The 19159-nt window shown below is 65.1% G+C and carries 15 protein-coding genes; 11 read left to right on the forward strand and 4 right to left on the reverse strand.

Annotated elements, in window-relative coordinates; translation table 11 throughout:
• Window positions 1-189 precede the first annotated feature (189 nt).
• From M5G11_RS00835 to M5G11_RS00880, 10 genes are all read left to right on the forward strand, one after another.
• Window positions 190-1332 (forward strand): glycerate kinase, encoded by a 1143-nt coding sequence (locus tag M5G11_RS00835; protein ID WP_273912590.1) that lies wholly within the window; start codon window positions 190-192, stop codon window positions 1330-1332.
• 306 nt (window positions 1333-1638) lie between these two features.
• A complete protein-coding gene (locus M5G11_RS00840) occupies window positions 1639-3723 on the forward strand; it encodes a TonB-dependent receptor family protein (protein WP_273912589.1) in 2085 nt (694 codons plus the stop codon).
• Between the two features lie 58 nt (window positions 3724-3781).
• A complete protein-coding gene (locus M5G11_RS00845) occupies window positions 3782-5494 on the forward strand; it encodes an ABC transporter substrate-binding protein (RefSeq protein ID WP_273912588.1) in 1713 nt (570 codons plus the stop codon).
• On the forward strand, window positions 5491-6423 hold the full coding sequence (locus M5G11_RS00850; protein ID WP_273912587.1) for an ABC transporter permease: 933 nt from the start codon (window positions 5491-5493) through the stop codon (window positions 6421-6423). Before M5G11_RS00845 ends, M5G11_RS00850 begins: the two co-directional genes overlap by 4 nt.
• A 25-nt stretch (window positions 6424-6448) precedes the next feature.
• On the forward strand, window positions 6449-7702 hold the full coding sequence (locus M5G11_RS00855) for an acyl-CoA dehydrogenase family protein (RefSeq protein ID WP_273912585.1): 1254 nt from the start codon (window positions 6449-6451) through the stop codon (window positions 7700-7702).
• Window positions 7703-7721: 19 nt separating this feature from the next.
• On the forward strand, window positions 7722-9065 hold the full coding sequence (locus M5G11_RS00860; RefSeq protein ID WP_273912584.1) for an LLM class flavin-dependent oxidoreductase: 1344 nt from the start codon (window positions 7722-7724) through the stop codon (window positions 9063-9065).
• Between the two features lies 1 nt (window position 9066).
• Entirely contained in the window at window positions 9067-9945 is an 879-nt protein-coding gene (locus M5G11_RS00865) for an ABC transporter permease (protein ID WP_273912583.1), read from the forward strand.
• Window positions 9942-11615: a dipeptide ABC transporter ATP-binding protein gene (locus M5G11_RS00870; RefSeq protein WP_273912582.1), complete on the forward strand. Its 1674-nt coding sequence runs from the start codon at window positions 9942-9944 to the stop codon at window positions 11613-11615. The genes M5G11_RS00865 and M5G11_RS00870 overlap by 4 nt, the downstream gene beginning before the upstream one ends.
• A gap of 9 nt (window positions 11616-11624) precedes the next feature.
• Window positions 11625-12797, forward strand: coding sequence for an acyl-CoA dehydrogenase family protein (locus tag M5G11_RS00875; protein ID WP_273912581.1), 1173 nt, complete (start codon window positions 11625-11627; stop codon window positions 12795-12797).
• A gap of 54 nt (window positions 12798-12851) precedes the next feature.
• Complete coding sequence (locus M5G11_RS00880) at window positions 12852-14213, forward strand: MFS transporter (protein WP_273912640.1); 1362 nt, start codon at window positions 12852-12854, stop codon at window positions 14211-14213.
• A 211-nt stretch (window positions 14214-14424) separates the two neighbouring features.
• Here M5G11_RS00880 and M5G11_RS00885 read toward each other — a convergent pair whose 3' ends face one another.
• The 3 genes from M5G11_RS00885 to msuE are packed head-to-tail and all read right to left on the reverse strand — an operon-like array spanning window position 14425 to window position 17285.
• Window positions 14425-15525 carry a sigma-54 interaction domain-containing protein gene (locus tag M5G11_RS00885; protein WP_273912580.1) on the reverse strand — a complete coding sequence of 367 codons (1101 nt, stop codon included), beginning with the start codon at window positions 15523-15525 and terminating at the stop codon, window positions 14425-14427.
• Window positions 15526-15535: 10 nt separating this feature from the next.
• Complete coding sequence (locus M5G11_RS00890) at window positions 15536-16711, reverse strand: acyl-CoA dehydrogenase family protein (RefSeq protein ID WP_273912579.1); 1176 nt, start codon at window positions 16709-16711, stop codon at window positions 15536-15538.
• A gap of 10 nt (window positions 16712-16721) precedes the next feature.
• The gene (gene msuE, locus M5G11_RS00895; protein ID WP_273912578.1) at window positions 16722-17285 is read right to left on the reverse strand and encodes an FMN reductase; all 564 of its coding nucleotides are present in this window, start codon (window positions 17283-17285) and stop codon (window positions 16722-16724) included.
• Window positions 17286-17668: 383 nt separating this feature from the next.
• Here msuE and M5G11_RS00900 point away from each other — a divergent pair, with 383 nt between their 5' ends.
• Complete coding sequence (locus M5G11_RS00900; protein ID WP_273912577.1) at window positions 17669-17884, forward strand: TOBE domain-containing protein; 216 nt, start codon at window positions 17669-17671, stop codon at window positions 17882-17884.
• A gap of 117 nt (window positions 17885-18001) precedes the next feature.
• Here the strand turns inward: M5G11_RS00900 and M5G11_RS00905 are convergent, their stop codons facing one another.
• Window positions 18002-19063 (reverse strand): site-specific integrase, encoded by a 1062-nt coding sequence (locus tag M5G11_RS00905; protein ID WP_273912576.1) that lies wholly within the window; start codon window positions 19061-19063, stop codon window positions 18002-18004.
• Window positions 19064-19159 lie beyond the last annotated feature (96 nt).

Below are 19159 nucleotides of genomic sequence, written 5' to 3' on the forward strand. Positions count from 1 at the left end.
CGGCAAGGCCGGCTCCCACGGGTTCACTCTGTCACTGATACCTGTGGGAGCTGGCCTTGCCAGCGATGAGGCCACCACTGCCAAACATGGCAAATGACCAAACAACCCGCCGCCAACTTGTGCATCCGACCGATGGCCGCCGCTGTGCTCTACTGGCAGCATGCTGCTCATCTGGAGAGGAGTACACCCATGAAAATCGTCATCGCCCCCGACTCGTTCAAGGACAGCCTCAGCGCCGAAGGCGTCGCCGCTGCCATTGCCCTGGGGCTGGCCGATGCATTGCCGCAGGCGCAGTTGGTCTGCTGCCCAATGGCCGACGGTGGCGAAGGCACCATGGAGGCCATCGTCGCCGCCTGTGCCGGTGAACAACGCAGCCTGCCAGTCAGCGGGCCACTAGGCGTGACCACCCAGGCCCAATGGGGCTGGCTCGCCGAATCGCGCACCGCGATCATCGAGATGGCCCAGGCCAGCGGCCTGCAACTGCTCACCCTGGAGCAACGCGACGCCTGCCGCAGCAGCACCCACGGCACCGGCCAACTGATCAGCGCGGCGCTGGACGCCGGCGCCCAGCGGATCATCCTGGCCATCGGCGGCAGCGCCACCAACGATGGCGGCAGCGGCATGCTCCGCGCCCTGGGCCTGCAACTGTTCGACGCGCAAGGCGCAGCCCTGCCCGAAGGTGGCCTGGCCCTGGCCAAACTGGCCCGCATCGACGCCAGCGGCCTGGACCCGCGCCTGGCCCAGGTGAGCGTTGAAGTCGCCGCCGACGTCGACAACCCGCTGTGCGGCAGCAATGGCGCTTCGGCGATCTTCGGCCCGCAAAAAGGCGCCACTCCCGAGCAGGTCAAGCTGCTGGACAAGGCGCTGGAACACTTCGCCGACCACTGCGCCGAACTGCTGGGCGACGACGTACGCGCCTTCCCCGGCTGCGGTGCGGCGGGCGGCATGGGCTTTGCCGCCAAGGCCTTCCTCGCGGCACGCTTTCGCCCGGGGATTGAAGTGGTGGCCGAGCTGGCCGGGCTGGAAGACGCGGTACGCGACGCCGACCTGGTAATCACCGGTGAAGGCCGTTTCGACGCCCAGACCCTGCGCGGCAAGACCCCCTTCGGCGTTGCACGGGTGGCGCAGCGCCACGGTGTGCCGGTGATCGTCATCGCCGGGACCCTGGGCGAAGGCTACGAGGCCCTGTATGCCCACGGCATCGATGCAGCATTCGCCGTTACCAGCGGCCCGATGAGCCTGCAACAGGCCTGCGCCCAGGCCCCGGCACTGCTGCGCGCGCGGGCGCGGGACATTGCCGGTGTCTGGCGCACGGCACTGGCATCGCGCTAATCCCACTGCCTTTACGGCGCTGCCCTCCGACAGCGCCGCCCCTTCCAACTGTTGCCCAGCCAACAGTTATCAAACACAAATGCCGATTTGAAACAGCCCGGCAAAACCGCACAAACCCCTCTAGCCCAATAGATACAGGCAATCTGGCGATTGGCACGATCGCTGCAATTGTCCAAGGGAGATTGACTATACCAATAGAAACTCGCCTATTTTAATCAGGTGGGGAGCAAGACCTTGAAACGCGTGCCTTTGGCAGTACCCGCAACAACCGGACGTTCATTATTGTTGGCCAGCCGAGAACTGCGATTGGCCGCCGTAGGCAGCGCACTGCTCAGCCTTGCACCCCAGGCGTGGGCCGCAGGGGAGGCCAGCGAAAAGCGCCTGGAAACGGTCACCGTACAAGCCGCCAAAGCCACCCCGGCACAGGCCGCACAGGCCGAACTCGATGGTGTGCCCGGCGGCACCAGCCTGGTCACCCAGGCCGAGGTGGAAAAAGGCCGCTCGGCGACCCTCGAAGACACCCTGGCATTCCAGCCCGGCGTGTACGCCCAGGCCGCCGGCGGCAACGATGCAATCAAGATTTCCATCCGTGGCTCGGGGGCCAACACCTCACCCGGGTATTTTCGCGAGGGCACCAAGTTCCTCTTCGACGGCCTGGCCCTGACCGGTGCAGGCGGTACCCCGTACGAGCTGCTCGACACCCAGGGCCTGAACTTCACCGAAGTGCTGCGCGGGGCCAACGCCTTTGAATACGGCGCCTTGTCGCTGGGCGGGGCAATCAACTTCGTGACCCAGTCCGGGCTTACCGCGCCCGGCAGTCGGGTCAAGCTTGAAGGTGGCAGTTTCGGCTGGCAGAAGCAGACCCTCAGCAGCGGCGGCGCCGAAGGCAATGCCGACTACTTCGTCAGCATCGACAACTCCCGGCGCGATGGCTACCAGGACTTCACCCTGGCCAAGGCCCAGGGCGTGGTCGGCAACTTCGGCTACCGCTTCAGTCCCAAACTGGAAACCCGGCTGTTCGTGCGCTACCGCGAGGAGTACCACGAGAACTCGGCGACCCTGACCCGCGAGCAGATCAAGCACAACCCCAAGCAGAGCAACGCCGCCACCGAAGGCGCCCGCGCCGATTCGACCAAGCGCGGTTCAACCTGGGTCGGCAGCAAGACCACCTATACCTTCGACGACGACGCGACCCTGGTCGCCGGGCTGGTCTACCACAACTACCCGCAGATCCTCAGCCGCCAGAGCAGCATCAACCCCAACTACTGGGACTGGCGCGACATCAACTATTCGCTCAAGTACAACCGCCAGGACGAACTGTTCGGCCTGCCCAGCAATACCTCGATCGGCTGGAGCAGCACCGAGCACATCCGTTCCGGGGTGCGCACCTATAGAGGTGACAAGGACCTTGGCGTGCTACAGAAGCAGGTCGAGTACGACGGCTCGTTCGACCATGTGTTCACCCTCGGCAACGAGCTGGGCCTGACCGACAACCTGTACCTGAACACCGGGCTCTCGGCCATCGAGATCAAGCGTGACATCAACGTCACCTACAGCGACCGGCCCAACACCAGCGGGCTGTCCAACCACTACCAATATGACGAGTGGAAACTCGCGCCGCGTATCGGCGTGCGCTATTACCTGACCCCGGACATCCAGCTGTTCGCCAACGCCAGCCGCTCGATTGATCCGCCCAGTTCCTGGTCCAGCTCCGGCTCCGGGATCACCAGCAACTACGCCAAGCCCCTGTTGCCGCAAAGCGCCAATACCGTCGAGTTCGGCATTCGCGGCAAGGCCGGGATCTTCGACGGCAGCCTGGCACTGTACAAGTCCTGGGTGAAGAACGAGCTGCTGACGGTCCAGGTGCTGGCGGCCACGCCGACTTCGGCGGCGGTCAATTCCACTTCCAACGCCACCCCCACCGTGCACCAGGGCATCGAAGCCGGCCTGAGCACCCGTTTGTGGGAGCGCGACAACGGCGACGTGCTGACCTGGCGCCAGACCTACACCCTCAACGACTTCCACTACGAGAACGACCCGCTGTTCAACAAGAACGAATTGCCGGGCCTGCCCAAGCATGTCTACCAGGGTGAGTTGAACTACCAGTACGCCAACGGCTTCTACGCTGGGGTCAATCTGCGCACGGTGTCGAGCACGGCGGTGGACTACGCCAACACCTTCTATGCGCCGTCCTACACGCTGTGGGGGGCACGCTTTGGTTACGACGACCCGAGCCGTACCTGGCAGGTGTACCTGGACCTGAAGAACCTCACCGACCAGCACTACGTGACCGCCGTGTCGCCGGTCTACAACGCCAACGGCCTGGACACGGCGTCGTTGTACCCCGGTGACGGCTTTGGTGCATTCACCGGCATCACCTACAACTTCTGAGCCAGCGAGGCGGCCACCGGTATGCCGTGACGGGTGCCGGTGGCAGCGGGAGAGCGACATGAACCACTTATCAAGGCTGGCCCGCCTGGCGCTGCTGGGCGCGGCGTTGCTGCTCGCTGCCTGCAAACCACCGGCCAGCGTGCAGGGCGCGGCCGTGCAAGCGGACGGCGCACAGGCCGACGGCACGCTGCGCTATGCCGCCAACGACTACCGTGAAGCGGCGCCGGGTCGACCGGGCGGCACCTTGCGGATGTCCACGGCGTCCGACACCACCACGTTCGACGTGCATTCGATTTCCCATGGCAATGTGCAATGGCTCGGGCGGATCCTGTTTGACTGCCTGGTGTACCAGGACGAGCGGGGCAATATCTCGCCCTGGCTGGCCAAGTCATGGGACATCTCGCCCGACGGCAAGACCTACACCTTCCACCTGCGCGATGACGTGACCTTCAGCGACGGCGAGAAATTCAACGCCCGCGCGGTGCAGATCAACCTTGAGCACATGCGCGACCCGGCGACCAAGTCACCGCTGGCGGCTGCCTATATCGCCCCGTATGTGGACGGCCGGGTGGTCGATGAATACACCTTCGAAGCGCACCTGCGCGAGCCGTATTCGCCGTTCCTCGACGTGCTCGCGCAATCGTGGCTGAGCATGATCTCGCCCCGGCAGATCCTCGAGGCGCCGAAAACCATCGCCCAGCAACCCATAGGCTCCGGCCCGTTCGTGCTGGAGCAATACACCCGCGACCAGGGCGCAACCTTCGTCAAGCGCCAAGGCTACAACTGGGCGCCCAGCGTTACCGGGCATGTCGGTGAGGCCTACCTGGATCGCCTGGAACTGAGCATCGTGCCCGAGCCGATGATCCGCTTCAGCACCCTGGAGGCGCGCCAGTCGGACTTCACCCTCGATGCCCCGGCGCAGAACGCCCAGGCCATCCGCGCCAACCCTGACCTGCAGATGCGCAGCCGGGTGCGCAAGGCCAACCCGTTTCGCAGCCTGACCTTCAACGTCGAGCGCTTTCCGTTCGAGGATGTCCGCGTACGCCGCGCCGTGGCCCGTGCCATCGATCGTGAAGGCATCGCCTGGATCGCCGGCTTCGGCGAGTTCTTGCCCAAGGGTGACTTCCTCGCCGCCAACACCGGCTACTACGACCCGGCATTCAAGGATGCTCTGGGCTACGACGTGGACGCGGCCAACCGCCTGCTCGATGAAGCCGGCTGGGCCCAGCGCGACCCTCAGGGCTACCGCCTCAAGGATGGCAAACGCCTGGCGGCGCAGTTGCTGATCTACGAGTCCGGGGTGTTCCCCGGCAGCATCGCGGTGGCCATCCAGGCGGACCTGAAGAAGATCGGCTTCGCCATGGACATCGACCTGCTGCCCCTGGCGCAGATCACCGAGCGCCGCTATGCCAGCAACTTCGATGCAATCGCCGGCGGCTATTGGCACACCAATACCCCGGACGGGCTGTTCATCCTCTATCACAGCCAGTCGATCAGTACGCCGACGTTCATCGGGCAGAACGTCGGGCGCCTGCGCGATGCGGCGCTGGACCAGGCACTTAGCGCTGCGCGCCAGGCCCACGACCCGGCCGAGCTGGCCCGGCAATACCGCATTGCCCAGCAACGCCTGGTGGAAACCGTACCCGCCGTGCCGGTGTTCGAAAGCCATGTGCTGGTGGCGTACCGCAACGCGGTCAAGGGCGTGATTTTCGACACCTCGCACAACACCCCGTTCTTCACCAGCGTCTGGCTTGACCAGGAGGCCCAATGAATCGTGCATGGCTGGTACTGCGCCGCCTGTTGTCTGGCATCGGCGTGCTGTGGGGGGCGGCAACCCTGACTTTCCTGGCAATCAACCTGAGTGCCGGCGACCCGGCGCTGGCCATCCTCGGCGGGCCGGAGTCCTCGCCCAGCGCCGAACTGATTGCCCAGGTGCGCGCCGAATACGGCCTCGACCAGCCCTTGCTGGTGCAGTACGGCCAGTACCTGGGCCGTCTGGCCCAGGCGGACCTTGGCGAGTCCTACCGGTTGCGCGTGCCGGTCAGCCAGGTGATCGGCGGGCAGTTGGGCGCCACGCTGCAACTCTCGCTGGCGGCAGCGGCGCTGGCCTTGCTGCTGTCGGTGCTGGTGGCGGTGCTGACCGCCAACCGCGCACCGTGGGTACGCGCGCTGGCCTCGGGCAGCGAACTGGTGCTGTCCTCGGCGCCTTCCTTCGTGATTGGCCTGGTTTTGCTGCTGGTCTTTTCGTTCGGCTGGCACGTGCTGCCGCCGTCCGGCTCCAGCGGTTGGCGCGCGTTGATCCTGCCAAGCCTCGCGCTGGCCTTGCCGCTGGCGGCGGTTCTGACCCAGGTGCTGCGCCAGGAGCTGGAATCGACCCTCGAGCAACCCTTTATCGCCATGGCCCGCGCTCGCGGCCTGTCGGAAACCGGCGTGCGCCTCAAGCATGCCCTGCGCCACGCCCTGGTGCCGCTGGTGACCTTGTCCGGCTTCGTGTTCGCCAGCCTGCTGGGCGGCGCGGTGGTGGTCGAGTTGCTGTTTGCCCGCCAGGGCATTGGCCGGCTGATGCTTGAGGCGGCAATCAACAAGGACATGCCGATGCTGCTGGGCATCACGCTGCTGGCTGCAGCGATCTATGTGGTCGTCAATTTCCTGGTCGACCTGATCAATCACTGGGTAGACCCACGCAGCAATGCCGTGTGAGCCCCGTCACGTACAAGGACCTGTCATGACCCAAGCAAGCTACGGCGCGCTGCACGCGCGCTTCGAACCGCTATTCGAACAGATTGCCAGCGGGGCGGTGGCCCGTGAGCAGCAGCGGGAACTGGCCTTCGAGGCCGTCAATGCGCTGCGCGCCGCAGGCTTCACGGCGTTGCGCGTGCCCCAGGCGCACCAGGGCGAGGGCGTCAGCCTGCCGGTGTTGTTCCGCCTGCTGATCGATCTGGCCCAGGCCGATTCCAACCTGCCGCAGATCATTCGCGCGCATTTCGGCTTTGTCGAGGGTCGGTTGTCCAGCAAGGATGCCGCCTCGCAGGATTACTGGTTCGGCAAAGTCGTCGCCGGGCAGCTGTGGGGCGCGGCGATGGCCGAGCGCAGCGACAGCAGCACCAACTCGGTCACCCTCAGCGCGGCCGACCCGCAGCAGCCGCAGGCCGGCTGGTTGCTGGACGGGGAAAAGTACTACTGCACCGGGGCGATCTATGCCGATTGGGTCGCCGCCGTGGCCATGCACGACAAGGACTTCGTCAGCGTGGTGGTGGCAGTCGATGCCCCGGGCGTGACCCGCGAGGACGACTGGGACGGCTTCGGCCAGCGCCTGAGCGGCAGTGGCACGACCCGCTTCGCCCAGGTGGCGGTGCCACCGGCGCACGTGTTGCGCCGTTTCAAACCGGGCGAACTGCGCGCCGAGTCGTACCTGTCGTCGTTCTACCAGCTGTTCCACCTGGCCACCCTGGCCGGCATTGCCCGCGCGGTCCTGGACGATGCGACGGCGTTCGTCCAGGGACGCACCCGCGCCTTCGGCGTACCGGGGCAATCGAGCCCCAAGGACGACCCGTTGGTACAGCGGGTGATCGGACGCCTGTCGAGCCTGGCCTACGCCACTGAGACCCTGGTACTTGGCGCAGCTGAAGTGCTGGAGGGCGTGCACCAGGCCGAGCTGGCCGGCAGCGCGAGCGAAGCCGACTACGTCGAGGCGGATATCCGCACCTACCAGGCGCAGCAGATCGTCCTGGAGCAGGTATTGGAGGCCACCACCTTGCTGTTCGAAGTCGGCGGCGCCTCGGCCACCAGCCAGGCCCGGCGCCTCGACCGGCATTGGCGCAATGCCCGCACGCTGGCCTCGCACAACCCGGCGATCTACCGCGAACAGGCGCTGGGCAACTACTACCTCAACGGCATCAGCCCCGGCGCTGCCTGGCGCACCCTGCACGGGCAGGCCGGCGAGCAGAGTGGTGTCCGTGATGAAGCCAGTGCCGTATGAGCCTTTGAGAGGAACGACGATGAATACCCCAGACGCACAGATGAGCATCGGCATGAACATCCTCGGCTTCGGCGCCCACGCCGGGGCCTGGCGCAAGGCGGAAGTACCCGCAGACGCCTACCTGGATGTGGCGTACTACCAGAACATCGCGCGGATTTCCGAGCGTGGCTGCCTGGACGCGATCTTTCTCGCCGACGGCCCAGCGTTGGGCGCCGATATCGCCCGGCACCCGGCGGGGCGATTGGAACCCACGGTGTTGTTGACGGCCGTGGCCCTGGCCACCCGGCATATCGGCGTGATCGCCACCGCGTCCAGCACCTACAACGAGCCCTTCAATCTGGCCCGGCGCTTCAGCTCGCTCGACCATATCAGCGGCGGTCGCGCCGCCTGGAACGTGGTGACCAACGCCACTGATGCCGCCGCGCAGAACTTCGGCCTGGCCGGCGCGCCCTTGCATGTGGACCGCTATGCCCGCGCCGACGAGTTTATCGACGTGACCCTGAAGCTCTGGGACAGCTGGGAAGACGACGCGGTCATCGCCGACACCCGCCAGGGCCGTTTTGCCGACCCAAGCAAGGTCCATAGCATCGATTTCGTTGGCGAGCACTTTTCAGTCAAGGGCCCGCTGAACCTGCCGCGCTCGCCGCAGGGGCGGCCGGTATTGGTCCAGGCCGGCTCTTCAGAGGGCGGCAAGGCGCTGGGTTCGCGCTATGCCGATGCGATCTTCACCACCCAGACCACCCTGGTCGATGGCCAGGCCTTCTACCGCGAAATGAAGCAGCGTGCGCAACAGTGGGGGCGCAACCCTGAACACCTGAAAATCATGCCTGGCCTGTCCACCGTGATCGGCAGTACCGAAGCTGAAGCTCATGCGCGTTTCGACGAGCTGAATGCCTATTACGGTGAGCAAGGCTTGCTCCAGCAGGTCGCGGCGCGGGTAGGGCTGGTGGAAAGTGAACTCGATCCGGACGCCCAACTGCCGTGGGACAAGATCGGCCCGGTCAGTGCGTTCGAACGGGGCTCGCATGGCTTCCTTGAAGCCCAGTTGAACCTGGCGCGGCGCGAGAACCTGACCCTGCGCGAGCTGTCGCGGCGGATTCTGGTCGGTCATCGCCTGTTGGTCGGCACCCCTGAGCAAGTGGCAGACACCCTGGAGCACTGGTTCCGCAATGGCGCGGCGGATGGCTTCAACATCATGCCGGACATGTTCCCCTCGGGGGTCGAGGTGTTCGTCGATGAGGTAGTGCCCTTGTTGCAGCAGCGCGGGGTGTTCCGTCGCGAGTACCGCGGCAGCACCTTGCGTGATCACCTGGGGCTGCCATACCCGGCCAGCCAATATCAGCGCGCAGCGCAGGCCGTCTGAAATGACTGAACTCACCCTAGGTAACCCGAGCCTGAAGCCGGGAAGCGAAACGCTGTTCGTCGCGCACCGTGCGTGGCAGTTGCGCCCTGGCCTGACGTTGGCGGCGCTGTTCGTGCTGCTGTTGCTGGTGGCGGCGTTGCAACCGGGCTGGCTGATCAGCGGCGATCCGCTCGACGCCAACGCCCGCCAGGCCTTCCGCGCGCCGGACAGCGTGCATTGGCTGGGCACCGACGAGAACGGCCGGGACATCCTCGTGCGGCTGGTGCATGCGGTGCGCCCATCCTTGTTGCTGGGGCTGGCAGCCACTGCCATCGGCCTGCTCATCGGCACCGTCTTCGGCCTGCTCGCAGGCCTTGGCCCGCGCTGGCTGGACGGTGCGGTGATGCGCCTGGTGGACGTGCTGCTGGCGTTTCCCGACCTGTTGCTGGCCCTGGTGGTAATCACCTTTTTCGGCCAGGGGCTGTTCAACACCATCATTGCCGTGGGCATCGCCAGTGTGCCGCGCTACGCCCGGCTGGTGCGTGCGCAAACCCTGGTGGTGCGCAACGCCGGCTATGTCGAAGCGGCCACCACCCTCGGGCTGCGCCGCCGCGCGGTGATCGCCCGGCACGTGCTGCCCAACGCGATCAAGCCGGTGTTGATCCTCGCCACCATCGGCATTGGCGGCAACATCATTGCCGGTGCGGCACTGAGCTTTCTCGGCTTCGGCGCGCCGCCACCGGTGCCGGAGTGGGGCGGGATGCTCGCCATCGGCCGCAATTACCTGGGCAATGCCTGGTGGCTGGTGGCCTGGCCGGCCCTGGCGATCACCTTGACCGTGGTTTCGATCACCGCCATCGGCCGCGAACTGCTGCGCCGCAACGAAGGGAAGCGCCCATGAGCCTGACACTGCAACCTGAAGAACCATTGATCGATGTACGCGACCTGCACGTGCACTTCGCCAATCAGCCGGCGGCAACGCTCAAGGGGATTTCCTTTGAGTTGCGCCGGGGTGAATGCCTGGCGCTGGTCGGCGAGTCCGGCTCGGGCAAGAGCGTGACCTCGTGCACCCTGGCCGGGCTGACCGGCGCCGGGGCGCAGGTCCAGGCGAGCCGGCTGGCCTTTGCCGGGCAGGATCTGCGGCGTTTCGATGAGCGTACCTGGCGCAGCGTGCGCGGGGCACAGATCGGCTTCGTGATGCAGGACGCGCTCGGCTCACTCGACCCGCTGCGCCCGGTCGGCAAGGAGATTGCCGAACCGCTGCAACTGCACACGACACTCAACCGTGCCGAACGTCAGGCCCGGGTGCTGGAACTGCTGCGTGCCGTCGGTGTGCCGGAGCCTGAACTGCGTGCCCGGCAATATCCGTATCAGCTGTCGGGTGGGCTGCGCCAGCGGGCGCTGATTGCCTCGGCGATCGCCTGCAACCCGCGCCTGCTGATCGCCGACGAACCCACCACTGCGCTGGACGCCACGGTGCAGGCACAGGTGATGAGCCTGCTGGAGTCGCTGCGCAGCGAGCGCACCGCGATGCTCATCGTCAGCCACGACCTGGCGGTGGTCTCACGCCTGGCCAACCGCGTGGCGGTGATGCACAACGGGGTGATCGTCGAGCAGGGCAGCGTCGAGCAGGTGCTGCATGATCCACAGCACCCCTACACCCAATACCTGCTGCAGGCGGGCCGGGCGGTGCACTTCCAACGCAAGCCCGCGACAGCGCGCCCGGTGTTGTCGGCGGTGGCTGCAAGCAGCGGTGTCGCTTCGCCGCCGTTGTTGCAGGTGCGCAACCTGAGCAAAGCCTTCAAGGGCCCCGACGGGCAACGGCGCACGGTGGTCAACGGGGTGTCGCTGCAATTGCAGCGCGGCAAGACGCTGGGCATCGTCGGTGAGTCGGGGTCCGGCAAGACCACCCTGACGCGAATGATCCTCGGCCTGGAAACCCCCGACAGCGGCGATATCCAGATCAAGGGCCAGCCCTGGCTGCAGCTGTCCGACGCCCAACGCCGCGAGCTGCGTCGCAGCATCCAGGTGGTGTTCCAGGACCCGCTCAGTTCGTTCGATCCGCGCTACACCGTGCAACGGGTGTTGTTCGAGGCATTGCAGGTCGCCGGGCATCTGCGCGGTGACTGGTTGCCCCGCGCCAGGGAACTGCTCGGCCTGGTGCGCCTGGACGCCGCCTTGCTGGGCCGGCGCCCGATCGAACTGTCGGGTGGCCAGCGCCAACGCATCGCCATTGCCCGCGCGCTGGCGGCCGGGCCGCAGATCCTGGTCTGCGACGAGCCGGTTTCGGCGCTGGATGTGTCGGTGCAGGCGCAGATCCTCGAACTGCTCGACGACCTCAAGCAGCGCCTCGGGCTGGCCTGCCTGTTCATCTCCCATGACCTGGGGGTGATCAACCATGTCAGCGACGACGTGCTGGTGATGAAGGACGGCGTGGCGGTGGAGGCCGGCAGCGTACGGGAGGTGTTCGATCACCCGCAGCACCCTTACACCCAGGCCTTGCTCGATGCCATTCCACACCTGGAAAGCGGTCGGCGCATGGCCTTCGAATTTCTCAAGCTGGCGATATAAGGAAGCTCCATGTCCGTGCACACACTTCACCGCAACCTTGAGCAACTGTTGCCTTTGATCGCCGAAGGGGCGGCGCGCCGCGAACGTGAGCGCGAGCTGCCGTTCGAGGCGATCCGCCAGCTTGCCGAAGCGGGGCTGTACACCTGCCGCATCCCGCTGGCCGAAGGCGGTCCCGGTGGCTCGGTCAGCGATGTCATCGGCCTGCTGCTGCGCATCGCCTCGGTGGATTCCAACGTGGCCCAGGCAATGCGCCCCGGCTTTGGCTTTATCGAAGGGCTGCTGGCCTCGCGCGCCGAGAATGCCGCGCAGGAGCGTGAACGCTGGTTCGCCCGTTACCTCGAGGGCGCGGTGCTGGGCAATGCTGGCTGGGAGGTCGGCGGCGCGAATGGCGCGATCAGTGCCCGCATCGTCGCCGAGGGCGAGCATTTTCGCGCCACCGGCAGCAAGTACTACAGCACTGGCGCGCTGTATGCCGACTGGATCAGCGCGGTGGCCCTGGACGAGCACGATCAGCCGGTGTCCTTTGTGTTGCCGCGCGAGCGCGCGGGGCTGGAGCTGGTCGACGACTTCGACGCCATGGGCCAGCGCCTGACCGCCAGCGGCACGACGCGGCTGAACAGCGTGCAGGTGTTTGCCGACGAAATCCGCCCGCGTACCGTGGAGGAGGGCAAGCGCACGATTGTCACGCCCTTCCTGCAGTTGTTCCTGGCCACGGTCGAGGCCGGCATAGCGCGCAATGCGCTGGACGATGCGGTGCGCTTTGCCCGTGAGCATGCCCGGCCGATCAAGCACAGCAGCGCCGCGTTGTCGGTGGACGACCCCTACGTGCAACTGAGCGTGGGCGAGATCGCGGCGCGGGCCTTTACCGCCGAGGCCGTGGTGCTCAAGGCCGCCACTGCGATTGATCGGGCCTGGGCCGCCGACCTGGACCCGGCGCTGGTCGATCAGGCGGCCATTGACGTCGCCCAGGCGCAGTTCATTGCCGCGGAGTCGGCGCTCAAGGCTGCCGAACTGCTGTTCGATGTGGGCGGCGCCTCGACCACCGGACGCAGCCACAATCTCGATCGACACTGGCGCAATGCGCGCACGGTGGCCAACCACAACCCCCGCCAGTGGAAGGCTGCCGCTGTCGGGGCATGGCAGCTCAAAGGCACGCCACCGCCGACCTCGGGGTTGTTCTGAGTGACGCTGCCAGCTGCGATTCCCGTGCTTGAGTCCCGTTCACGCCGGGTGCCGATGATCATTGGCTGTGCGCTGTGCATGGAGCTGATCGACGCCACGGCGGTGATGACCGCCTTGCCGCAGATGGCCAGCGATTTCGCCGCGCCCAGCGTGCGGATGAACCTGGTGGTGTCGCTGTACATGCTGGCCACGGCGGTGTTTGTGCCGGTCAGTGGCTGGGCGGCGGACCGTTTTGGGCCAAAGCGCCTGTTCCAGCTGGCCATCGTGCTGTTCATCCTGGCGTCGCTGGCGTGCGCGGCGTCCACCTCGCTATTGCAGCTGTGCCTTGCGCGCATCCTGCAGGGGGCCGCCGGGGCCATGATGGTGCCGGTGGGGCAGGTGTTGCTGCTGCGCTGGTCGCCTCGCCAGGATTTGCTGCGCAATCTTTCGTACCTGACGATTCCGGCACTGGTCGGGCCGATGATCGGCCCGCCACTGGGTGGGGTGCTGGTGACCTTTGCCTCGTGGCACTGGATATTCCTGATCAATGTGCCGATTGGCGTATTGGGGTTGCTGCTGGTGCAGCGCCATGTGCCGGCCTTTGCGGGGGTGGTGGGTGAGCGCCTGGATTGGCGCGGCTTTGTGTTCAGCGGGGTGGGCCTGGGGGCGATGGTGTTCGGCTTCGAGGCGCTGGGGCATCGCCTGCTGCCTTTGCCCTGGGTGTTTGCGCTGCTGGTTGCCGGGGGGCTGAGTGCTGCACTTTATATATGGCATGCCAGGCGCTGCGCGCGGCCGTTGCTGGACCTGTCGTTGCTGCGCATCCCCAGTTTTGCCGTGAGCTTTTGGGGTGGCAACCTGATGCGTTTGGGTACGGCGTCCGGGCCGTTCCTGCTGGTGTTGCTGTTCCAGCTGTGCTTTGGCTTCAGCGCGCTGGTCGCCGGGTTGCTGACCCTGGCTGGTGGTGCAGGGGCATTTTTGATGAAGCTGCTGGCGGTGCGCGTGGTACGTCGCTTCGGCATGCGCCGCACCTTGGTGGTGAACGCGTTGTTCACCGGATTGAGCTTCATGGGCTGTGCGTTGTTCGACGCGGATACGCCGTACTGGGTGATCGTGCTGGTGCTATTTGGTGGTGCGATCATTCGTTCGTTGCAGTTCAGTACCTTGGGCGGGCTGACCTATGCCGACGTGCCGGCGCAACTGAGCAGCCGTGCCAGCAGCCTGCAAGCGATGACCGTGCAGTTGAGCATGAGCTTGTCGGTGGGGTTGGCGGCCACGTTGCTCGGTGGGTTGATGAGCCTGCGTGGGCATGAACGCCTGGAGGCCAGTGATGTGGCGTGGGTCATCGTGCTGTGCGGGCTGATGTGCATGGCGTCGGGATTGTTGTTCCGGCGCTTGAGCCCTGATGCCGGGCGGGATGTGTATGGGCCCGCTTTGTGAGCGCTTTGCGCTCAATCGCCGGCAAGGCCGGCTCCCACAGAGTACTCAGTGCAGCGCAACCACCTGTGGGCCGGCCTTGCCGGCGATGGGGCCTGAATGGCTAGCAACGACCTCGGCAGCCGATCGCCGGCAACGTTGGTGCCTACAAATACGGAAGCTTCACGCTTGATCGCGGGGGTGTGGGAGCCGGCCTTGCCGGCGATGGGGCCCTTTATATCGATAGATTCAATACCCGCTCACCTTGGGTAAAAGCCACCGTCTGACGCTTGTTCACCGCCAACTCGCCAATCTTGATCAACCGCGTGCGCGTCACATTGCGGCTCAGCCCCAACAGGTTCGCGGTATGCACCTGGTTGTAGTGGCTGAAGCGATAGGCCGCGCGCAACAACGCATCCTCGACTTTCTCGTGCAGCGCCCCCGCCTGCTCCTCGAACAGCTTCTGAAACGCCCGCGCCAACAGCGCCTGCGCAGAATCATCGACCGCCGGGCCATCGTCCTGACGCTCGATACGCAGGTTCGACAGGCGCAGGTCGTCCTGCTCGATCACCCCGTTGCGGCAGATCAGCAAGGTATGGTGAATCACGTTCTCCAGCTCACGGATATTCCCCGGCCAGCTGTAGCTGCGCAGCTTCTGCTCGGCGCCCGCGCTCAGCACAATCGGGCCATAGCCCAGGCGCTGGCTGTAGGTGGCAATGAAATGCCGGGTCAGCGGCAGAATATCCCCCGGCCGCTCGCGCAGCGGCACCAGCTCCAGGCTGACCACGTCCAGGCGGTAATACAAGTCCTCGCGAAAATGCCCGGCGTTGATTGCCCGCTCCAGCTGCACGTTGGTCGCGGCCAACACCCGCACATCGATGGGGATGCTCTTGCGCGAGCCCAGGCGCACCACTTCGCGCTCCTGCAACACGCGCAACAGCTTGACCTGGATCGGCATCGGCAAGTCGCCGATCTCGTCGAGGAACAGCGTGCCGCCGTTGGCTTCCTCGAACCAGCCGGCCTTGGCCGCGAGGGCGCCGGTAAAGGCGCCTTTCTCATGGCCGAACAGCTCCGCCTCCACCAGCGACTCGGAGAACGCACCGCAGTTCACCGCCACGAACGGCTTGTCGCGGCGCCCGCTGAGGTTGTGGATATGGCGCGCCACCAGCTCTTTGCCGGTGCCGGTCTCGCCAATGATCAGCACGCTGGCTTCGCTCGGCGCGACTTGCCGCAGGTGGGCAAGCAGGGCCTGGGATTTCGGGTCTTCGAAGACCTGCGCCGTGGCGCGGATCGACGTCGCCAATGCGGGCGAGGGCGGTAAGGTCAGCAATTGCATGGCAGTCACACTAGGAATAGAAAGTCGGAGTCGGCAGGCGCTGGTTCAAGGCCCAGTCACCCAGTTCATGCAGCTTGTAGTCGAGTGGGTCGTGCAGGCTCTGGGTGCGCAGGTTGCGCCAGTGCCGGTCAAGGCCGACTGACGCCTGGGTGGCCCGCGCGCCGGTGACCTCGAACACCTTGCTGCAGATTTCCAGGCCGTCACGGCTGGCCGCGACCTTGGCCGTGGCAATCGCAATTGCCACCTCGCCGCGCTGTTCGGCGCTCAGTTGCGCGCCTTTGGCCCAGGCATGGTCCAGCGCTTGCGCGGCCTGTTCGACGAGCAAACGGGCACCCTGCAGGCGTACCCAGAAGTCGCCGTAGTGGCCAAGCACGTAAGGGTCTTCGGTGTTGTGCGCGGCGCTGGACTTGAACCAGCGACGGGCTTCGTTGCGGGTATAACCGCGCGCTTCCTCAAAGGCCCCCTCGGCAATGCCGAGGAAGATATTGGCGAAGTGCAGTTGCGCAATCAGCGGCCGCAGGCAGGCGAACGGCGTGCTCAAGGGGCCCGGGTCGAGCAGCAGGTCGCTTTCCTCGACCCGTACCCGTTCGAACGTGGCGCTGCCACTGTCGGTCTGGCGCTGGCCCATGTTGTTCCAGTCATCGTGCAAGGTGATCCCGGTGCGCCCGCTGGGGATCGCAGCGATCAACAACTTGCCGCCAGCGCCTTCATCAACGGCCGAGGCGATCAGCATTTCCGAATCGGTGGCCCCGGAGCAGAAGCTCTTCTTGCCGGAAAATTCGCGCCAGCTGCCGTGGTCCTTGACCACGGTGCGGGTGTCCAGCGGGTTCAGGGCATTGCCCCAGAACCAATGTTTGCGTGCAGTCAGCTCGAACCAGGGCTGCCATTGCTCGGGCGTGGCGAACAAGCGCACGGTGGCGAGCATCAGGTGATGAAAGCCGAAGACATGGGCGATGGAGCTGTCGACTCGCGCAAATTCACGGACCACCGCGAAGGTTTCGCGCCAGGTAGCGCCGTGGCCGCCGAACTGGGTGGGAATGCTCAGGGCCAACAGACCGCTGCTGCGCAAGGCGTCGCGCTCGGCCTTGGGCGTGCCGCCCAGGCGTTCGCGCTCGACCACGTTGCGGGCAAATTCGCTGGCCAGCTCCCGTGCAATCTGCAACGGGTCGGAAGGTGTGGTGTGCAATGCAGGCTCCTCAGGCGCTTTTGCGCAGTGACAGGGTGGCCGCGCCCAGCACCGGGGCGGCGCGCTCGGCCGCCAGGCGAATGCGCGCTTGCAGCAGTTCGCTGCTGACCTGGTAGTTGTGGAAATCGCTCTCGGTGGCGTAGACGCCAATCGGCAGTGTCAGCGCCTGGAAGAAGCTGAACAGCGGGCGCAACTGGTGGTCGAGCACCAGCGCATGGCGTTCACTGCCCCCGGTGGCAGCGAGCAGTACCGGGGTGTCGATCAGGCCGTTGATGTCGACCAGGTCGAACAGGTGCTTGAGCAGGCCTGGGTAGGCGCCGCGATAGACCGGCGTGGCGACGATCAGCAAGTCCGCAGACTCGATGGCCAGCAGCTCGTCTTCAACATTGGCCGGCAGTTCCTGACGCGACAGGGCGCCACCCAGCGGGCGGGCGATATCGGTCAGCTCGATGACATGGGCGTTGAGCGGCAGGTGCGTGGCCAGTTCGGCGACGATGGCTTCGGCGAGTACCAGGGTGCGAGACGGGCGATAGGCACCGCCGGAAACGACAACGACGTTCAATGGATGAGGCATGGTGACTTCCTTGGCTGTTGATCAGCAGGCAGTGGAGGATGACTCTGCCTGGAGCAAGACCTGTACCAATCTGTAATGCACTGTTTTTACGCGGATTTAATTTTCATCCGGGGTGCGTAGCTGTACCGGATCTGCTGTTTCTGTTGCTTTGCTGTTGCCCTGGCAACAGTTGCTGGGGCAACACTTGGCGCTTCTCATCAATGCTATGTGATCTAAGAAAGAAGAAATAAATAACTTTTAGGAATTTAGATAAGCCGATTCCAATATTCCTTAATCGAATATAAATGGCTGTATTTATTCTTTTCAATTTAGTGATGGTGGATGCACTCTGCGATCCATGCACTGAGCGACAGTGCACCTCTTCAGGCAAATAGGAGCAGCACATGACCATCAAGGCGATCAACGTACGCAATCAGTTCAAGGGCACGATCAAGGAGATCATTGAAGGGCCGGTGGTGTCTGAGATTGATGTGCAGACCCCGGCGGGGATTGTCACCTCGGTGATTACCACGCGTTCGGTGCATGAGCTGGAGCTGCGCATTGGCAGCGAGGTGATTGCCTTCGTGAAATCGACCGAGGTGTCGATTGCCAAGCTGTGATTGAGCTGATGCTTTATTGGCAACGACACTGTGGGAGCGGGACTAGCCCGCTCCCACACAACACCCGTCATGGGATTGCCTGTTCAGCGTGGTGCTGTAGGCAGCTGCCGCGCCAACTTACTCGTCTGGCACCTGGCCAAGCAAATTGGAGGCACGGCTGCCCAGCAGGGAGCCGGCCTGGAAATAGCCCATCACCGTACTCACGCTGCGGTGCTCGGTCATTGCCATGACTTCACCTAAAGGTACGCCCTGACGCCCGGCCTCGGTGACGAAGCCCGAGCGCAGGCTATGCGCGGCCCAATCGCCCTCAAGGCCTGCCAGTTCGGCGCGACGCTTGACGATCCTCGCGACCTGGTCACCGCACAGCCCGGCACTGCTGATGCGACCCCCTTTGTACAGGCGGCGAAACAGCGGGCCTTGACTCTCTGGCATCACCGCCAGCCAGGCATTCAGCGCGTGTGCGGCCGGCCCCTGCAACGGTTTCTCTCGCCGCTCCCCACTGGTGTTGGTCTTCGTTGCGCCAAGCGCGTACAGCCAGGTGTCGACATCCAGCCGTCGCAGGTCCTCGATCTGCAGACCAATCACTTCCGAGCGGCGTCGGCCGCCACCACTCCAGGCCAGCAACAGCAGGGCGCGATCGCGCACCCCACGTACACCATCCGTGCACGTGGCGAGCATCGCCTGTAACGGCTCCAAAACCACGGCGGTCTTCTTGCGGCGTGTCACGCCTTGGCGCGCCTGGGCCTTGTGGGCCTCACGCAGCAGGGTTTTCACCGCTGGCTGTTCGACGGGGTTGTCCCACCGCTGGAGTCGGTGCCACTTGGCGAGCACCGCCAGGCGGTGACTGACCGTGCTGAAGGCCAGGGCGCCGGGCTTGCCCTTGACCCCGGCAGCAACCAGCACGGCATCAAATTCTGCGGGCAATAGATGAGTCCAGCCGTCGGCGCCATCCGGACGCGCCAGATGATCGACGATGAATTGCACCGCGACCTCCGGCGGTAGCGCGCCGTCCCCAAGCGAGCGCTGGTAGCGCAGTTGCAGCCAGGCCGCCCAGTAGGCGAGGGCGCTGCGGTAGCTGCGCACCGTATTGGCCGCCGTGCCAGCGGCAATGAAAGCTTCAGCAGCGGCGCGCGTGCTTTCTGCCAAGCCATGCAGGGCCAGCGGCGCTGTTAACGTCATTTCAACTGGATATGTATTATTCATTACGTTCAACGTATTATTAATTCAATTATCAAATTATAAGGTCGGATAAGATTTAATTATCAAGGTCTGCTT

Source organism: Pseudomonas fontis (assembly GCF_028656955.1).
Taxonomy (GTDB): domain Bacteria; phylum Pseudomonadota; class Gammaproteobacteria; order Pseudomonadales; family Pseudomonadaceae; genus Aquipseudomonas; species Aquipseudomonas fontis.

Bases quoted from the DNA above. Each gene is read 5' to 3' on its own strand.
- M5G11_RS00835 (WP_273912590.1), top strand. From the start codon at position 190: ATGAAAATCGTCATCGCCCCCGACTCGTTCAAGGACAGCCTCAGCGCC.
- M5G11_RS00845 (WP_273912588.1), top strand. From the start codon at position 3,782: ATGAACCACTTATCAAGGCTGGCCCGCCTGGCGCTGCTGGGCGCGGCG.
- M5G11_RS00850 (WP_273912587.1), top strand. From the start codon at position 5,491: ATGAATCGTGCATGGCTGGTACTGCGCCGCCTGTTGTCTGGCATCGGC.
- M5G11_RS00855 (WP_273912585.1), top strand. From the start codon at position 6,449: ATGACCCAAGCAAGCTACGGCGCGCTGCACGCGCGCTTCGAACCGCTA.
- M5G11_RS00860 (WP_273912584.1), top strand. From the start codon at position 7,722: ATGAATACCCCAGACGCACAGATGAGCATCGGCATGAACATCCTCGGC.
- M5G11_RS00865 (WP_273912583.1), top strand. From the start codon at position 9,067: ATGACTGAACTCACCCTAGGTAACCCGAGCCTGAAGCCGGGAAGCGAA.
- M5G11_RS00870 (WP_273912582.1), top strand. From the start codon at position 9,942: ATGAGCCTGACACTGCAACCTGAAGAACCATTGATCGATGTACGCGAC.
- M5G11_RS00875 (WP_273912581.1), top strand. From the start codon at position 11,625: ATGTCCGTGCACACACTTCACCGCAACCTTGAGCAACTGTTGCCTTTG.
- M5G11_RS00880 (WP_273912640.1), top strand. From the start codon at position 12,852: ATGATCATTGGCTGTGCGCTGTGCATGGAGCTGATCGACGCCACGGCG.
- M5G11_RS00885 (WP_273912580.1), bottom strand. From the start codon at position 15,525: ATGCAATTGCTGACCTTACCGCCCTCGCCCGCATTGGCGACGTCGATC.
- msuE (WP_273912578.1), bottom strand. From the start codon at position 17,285: ATGCCTCATCCATTGAACGTCGTTGTCGTTTCCGGCGGTGCCTATCGC.
- M5G11_RS00900 (WP_273912577.1), top strand. From the start codon at position 17,669: ATGACCATCAAGGCGATCAACGTACGCAATCAGTTCAAGGGCACGATC.
- M5G11_RS00905 (WP_273912576.1), bottom strand. From the start codon at position 19,063: ATGACGTTAACAGCGCCGCTGGCCCTGCATGGCTTGGCAGAAAGCACG.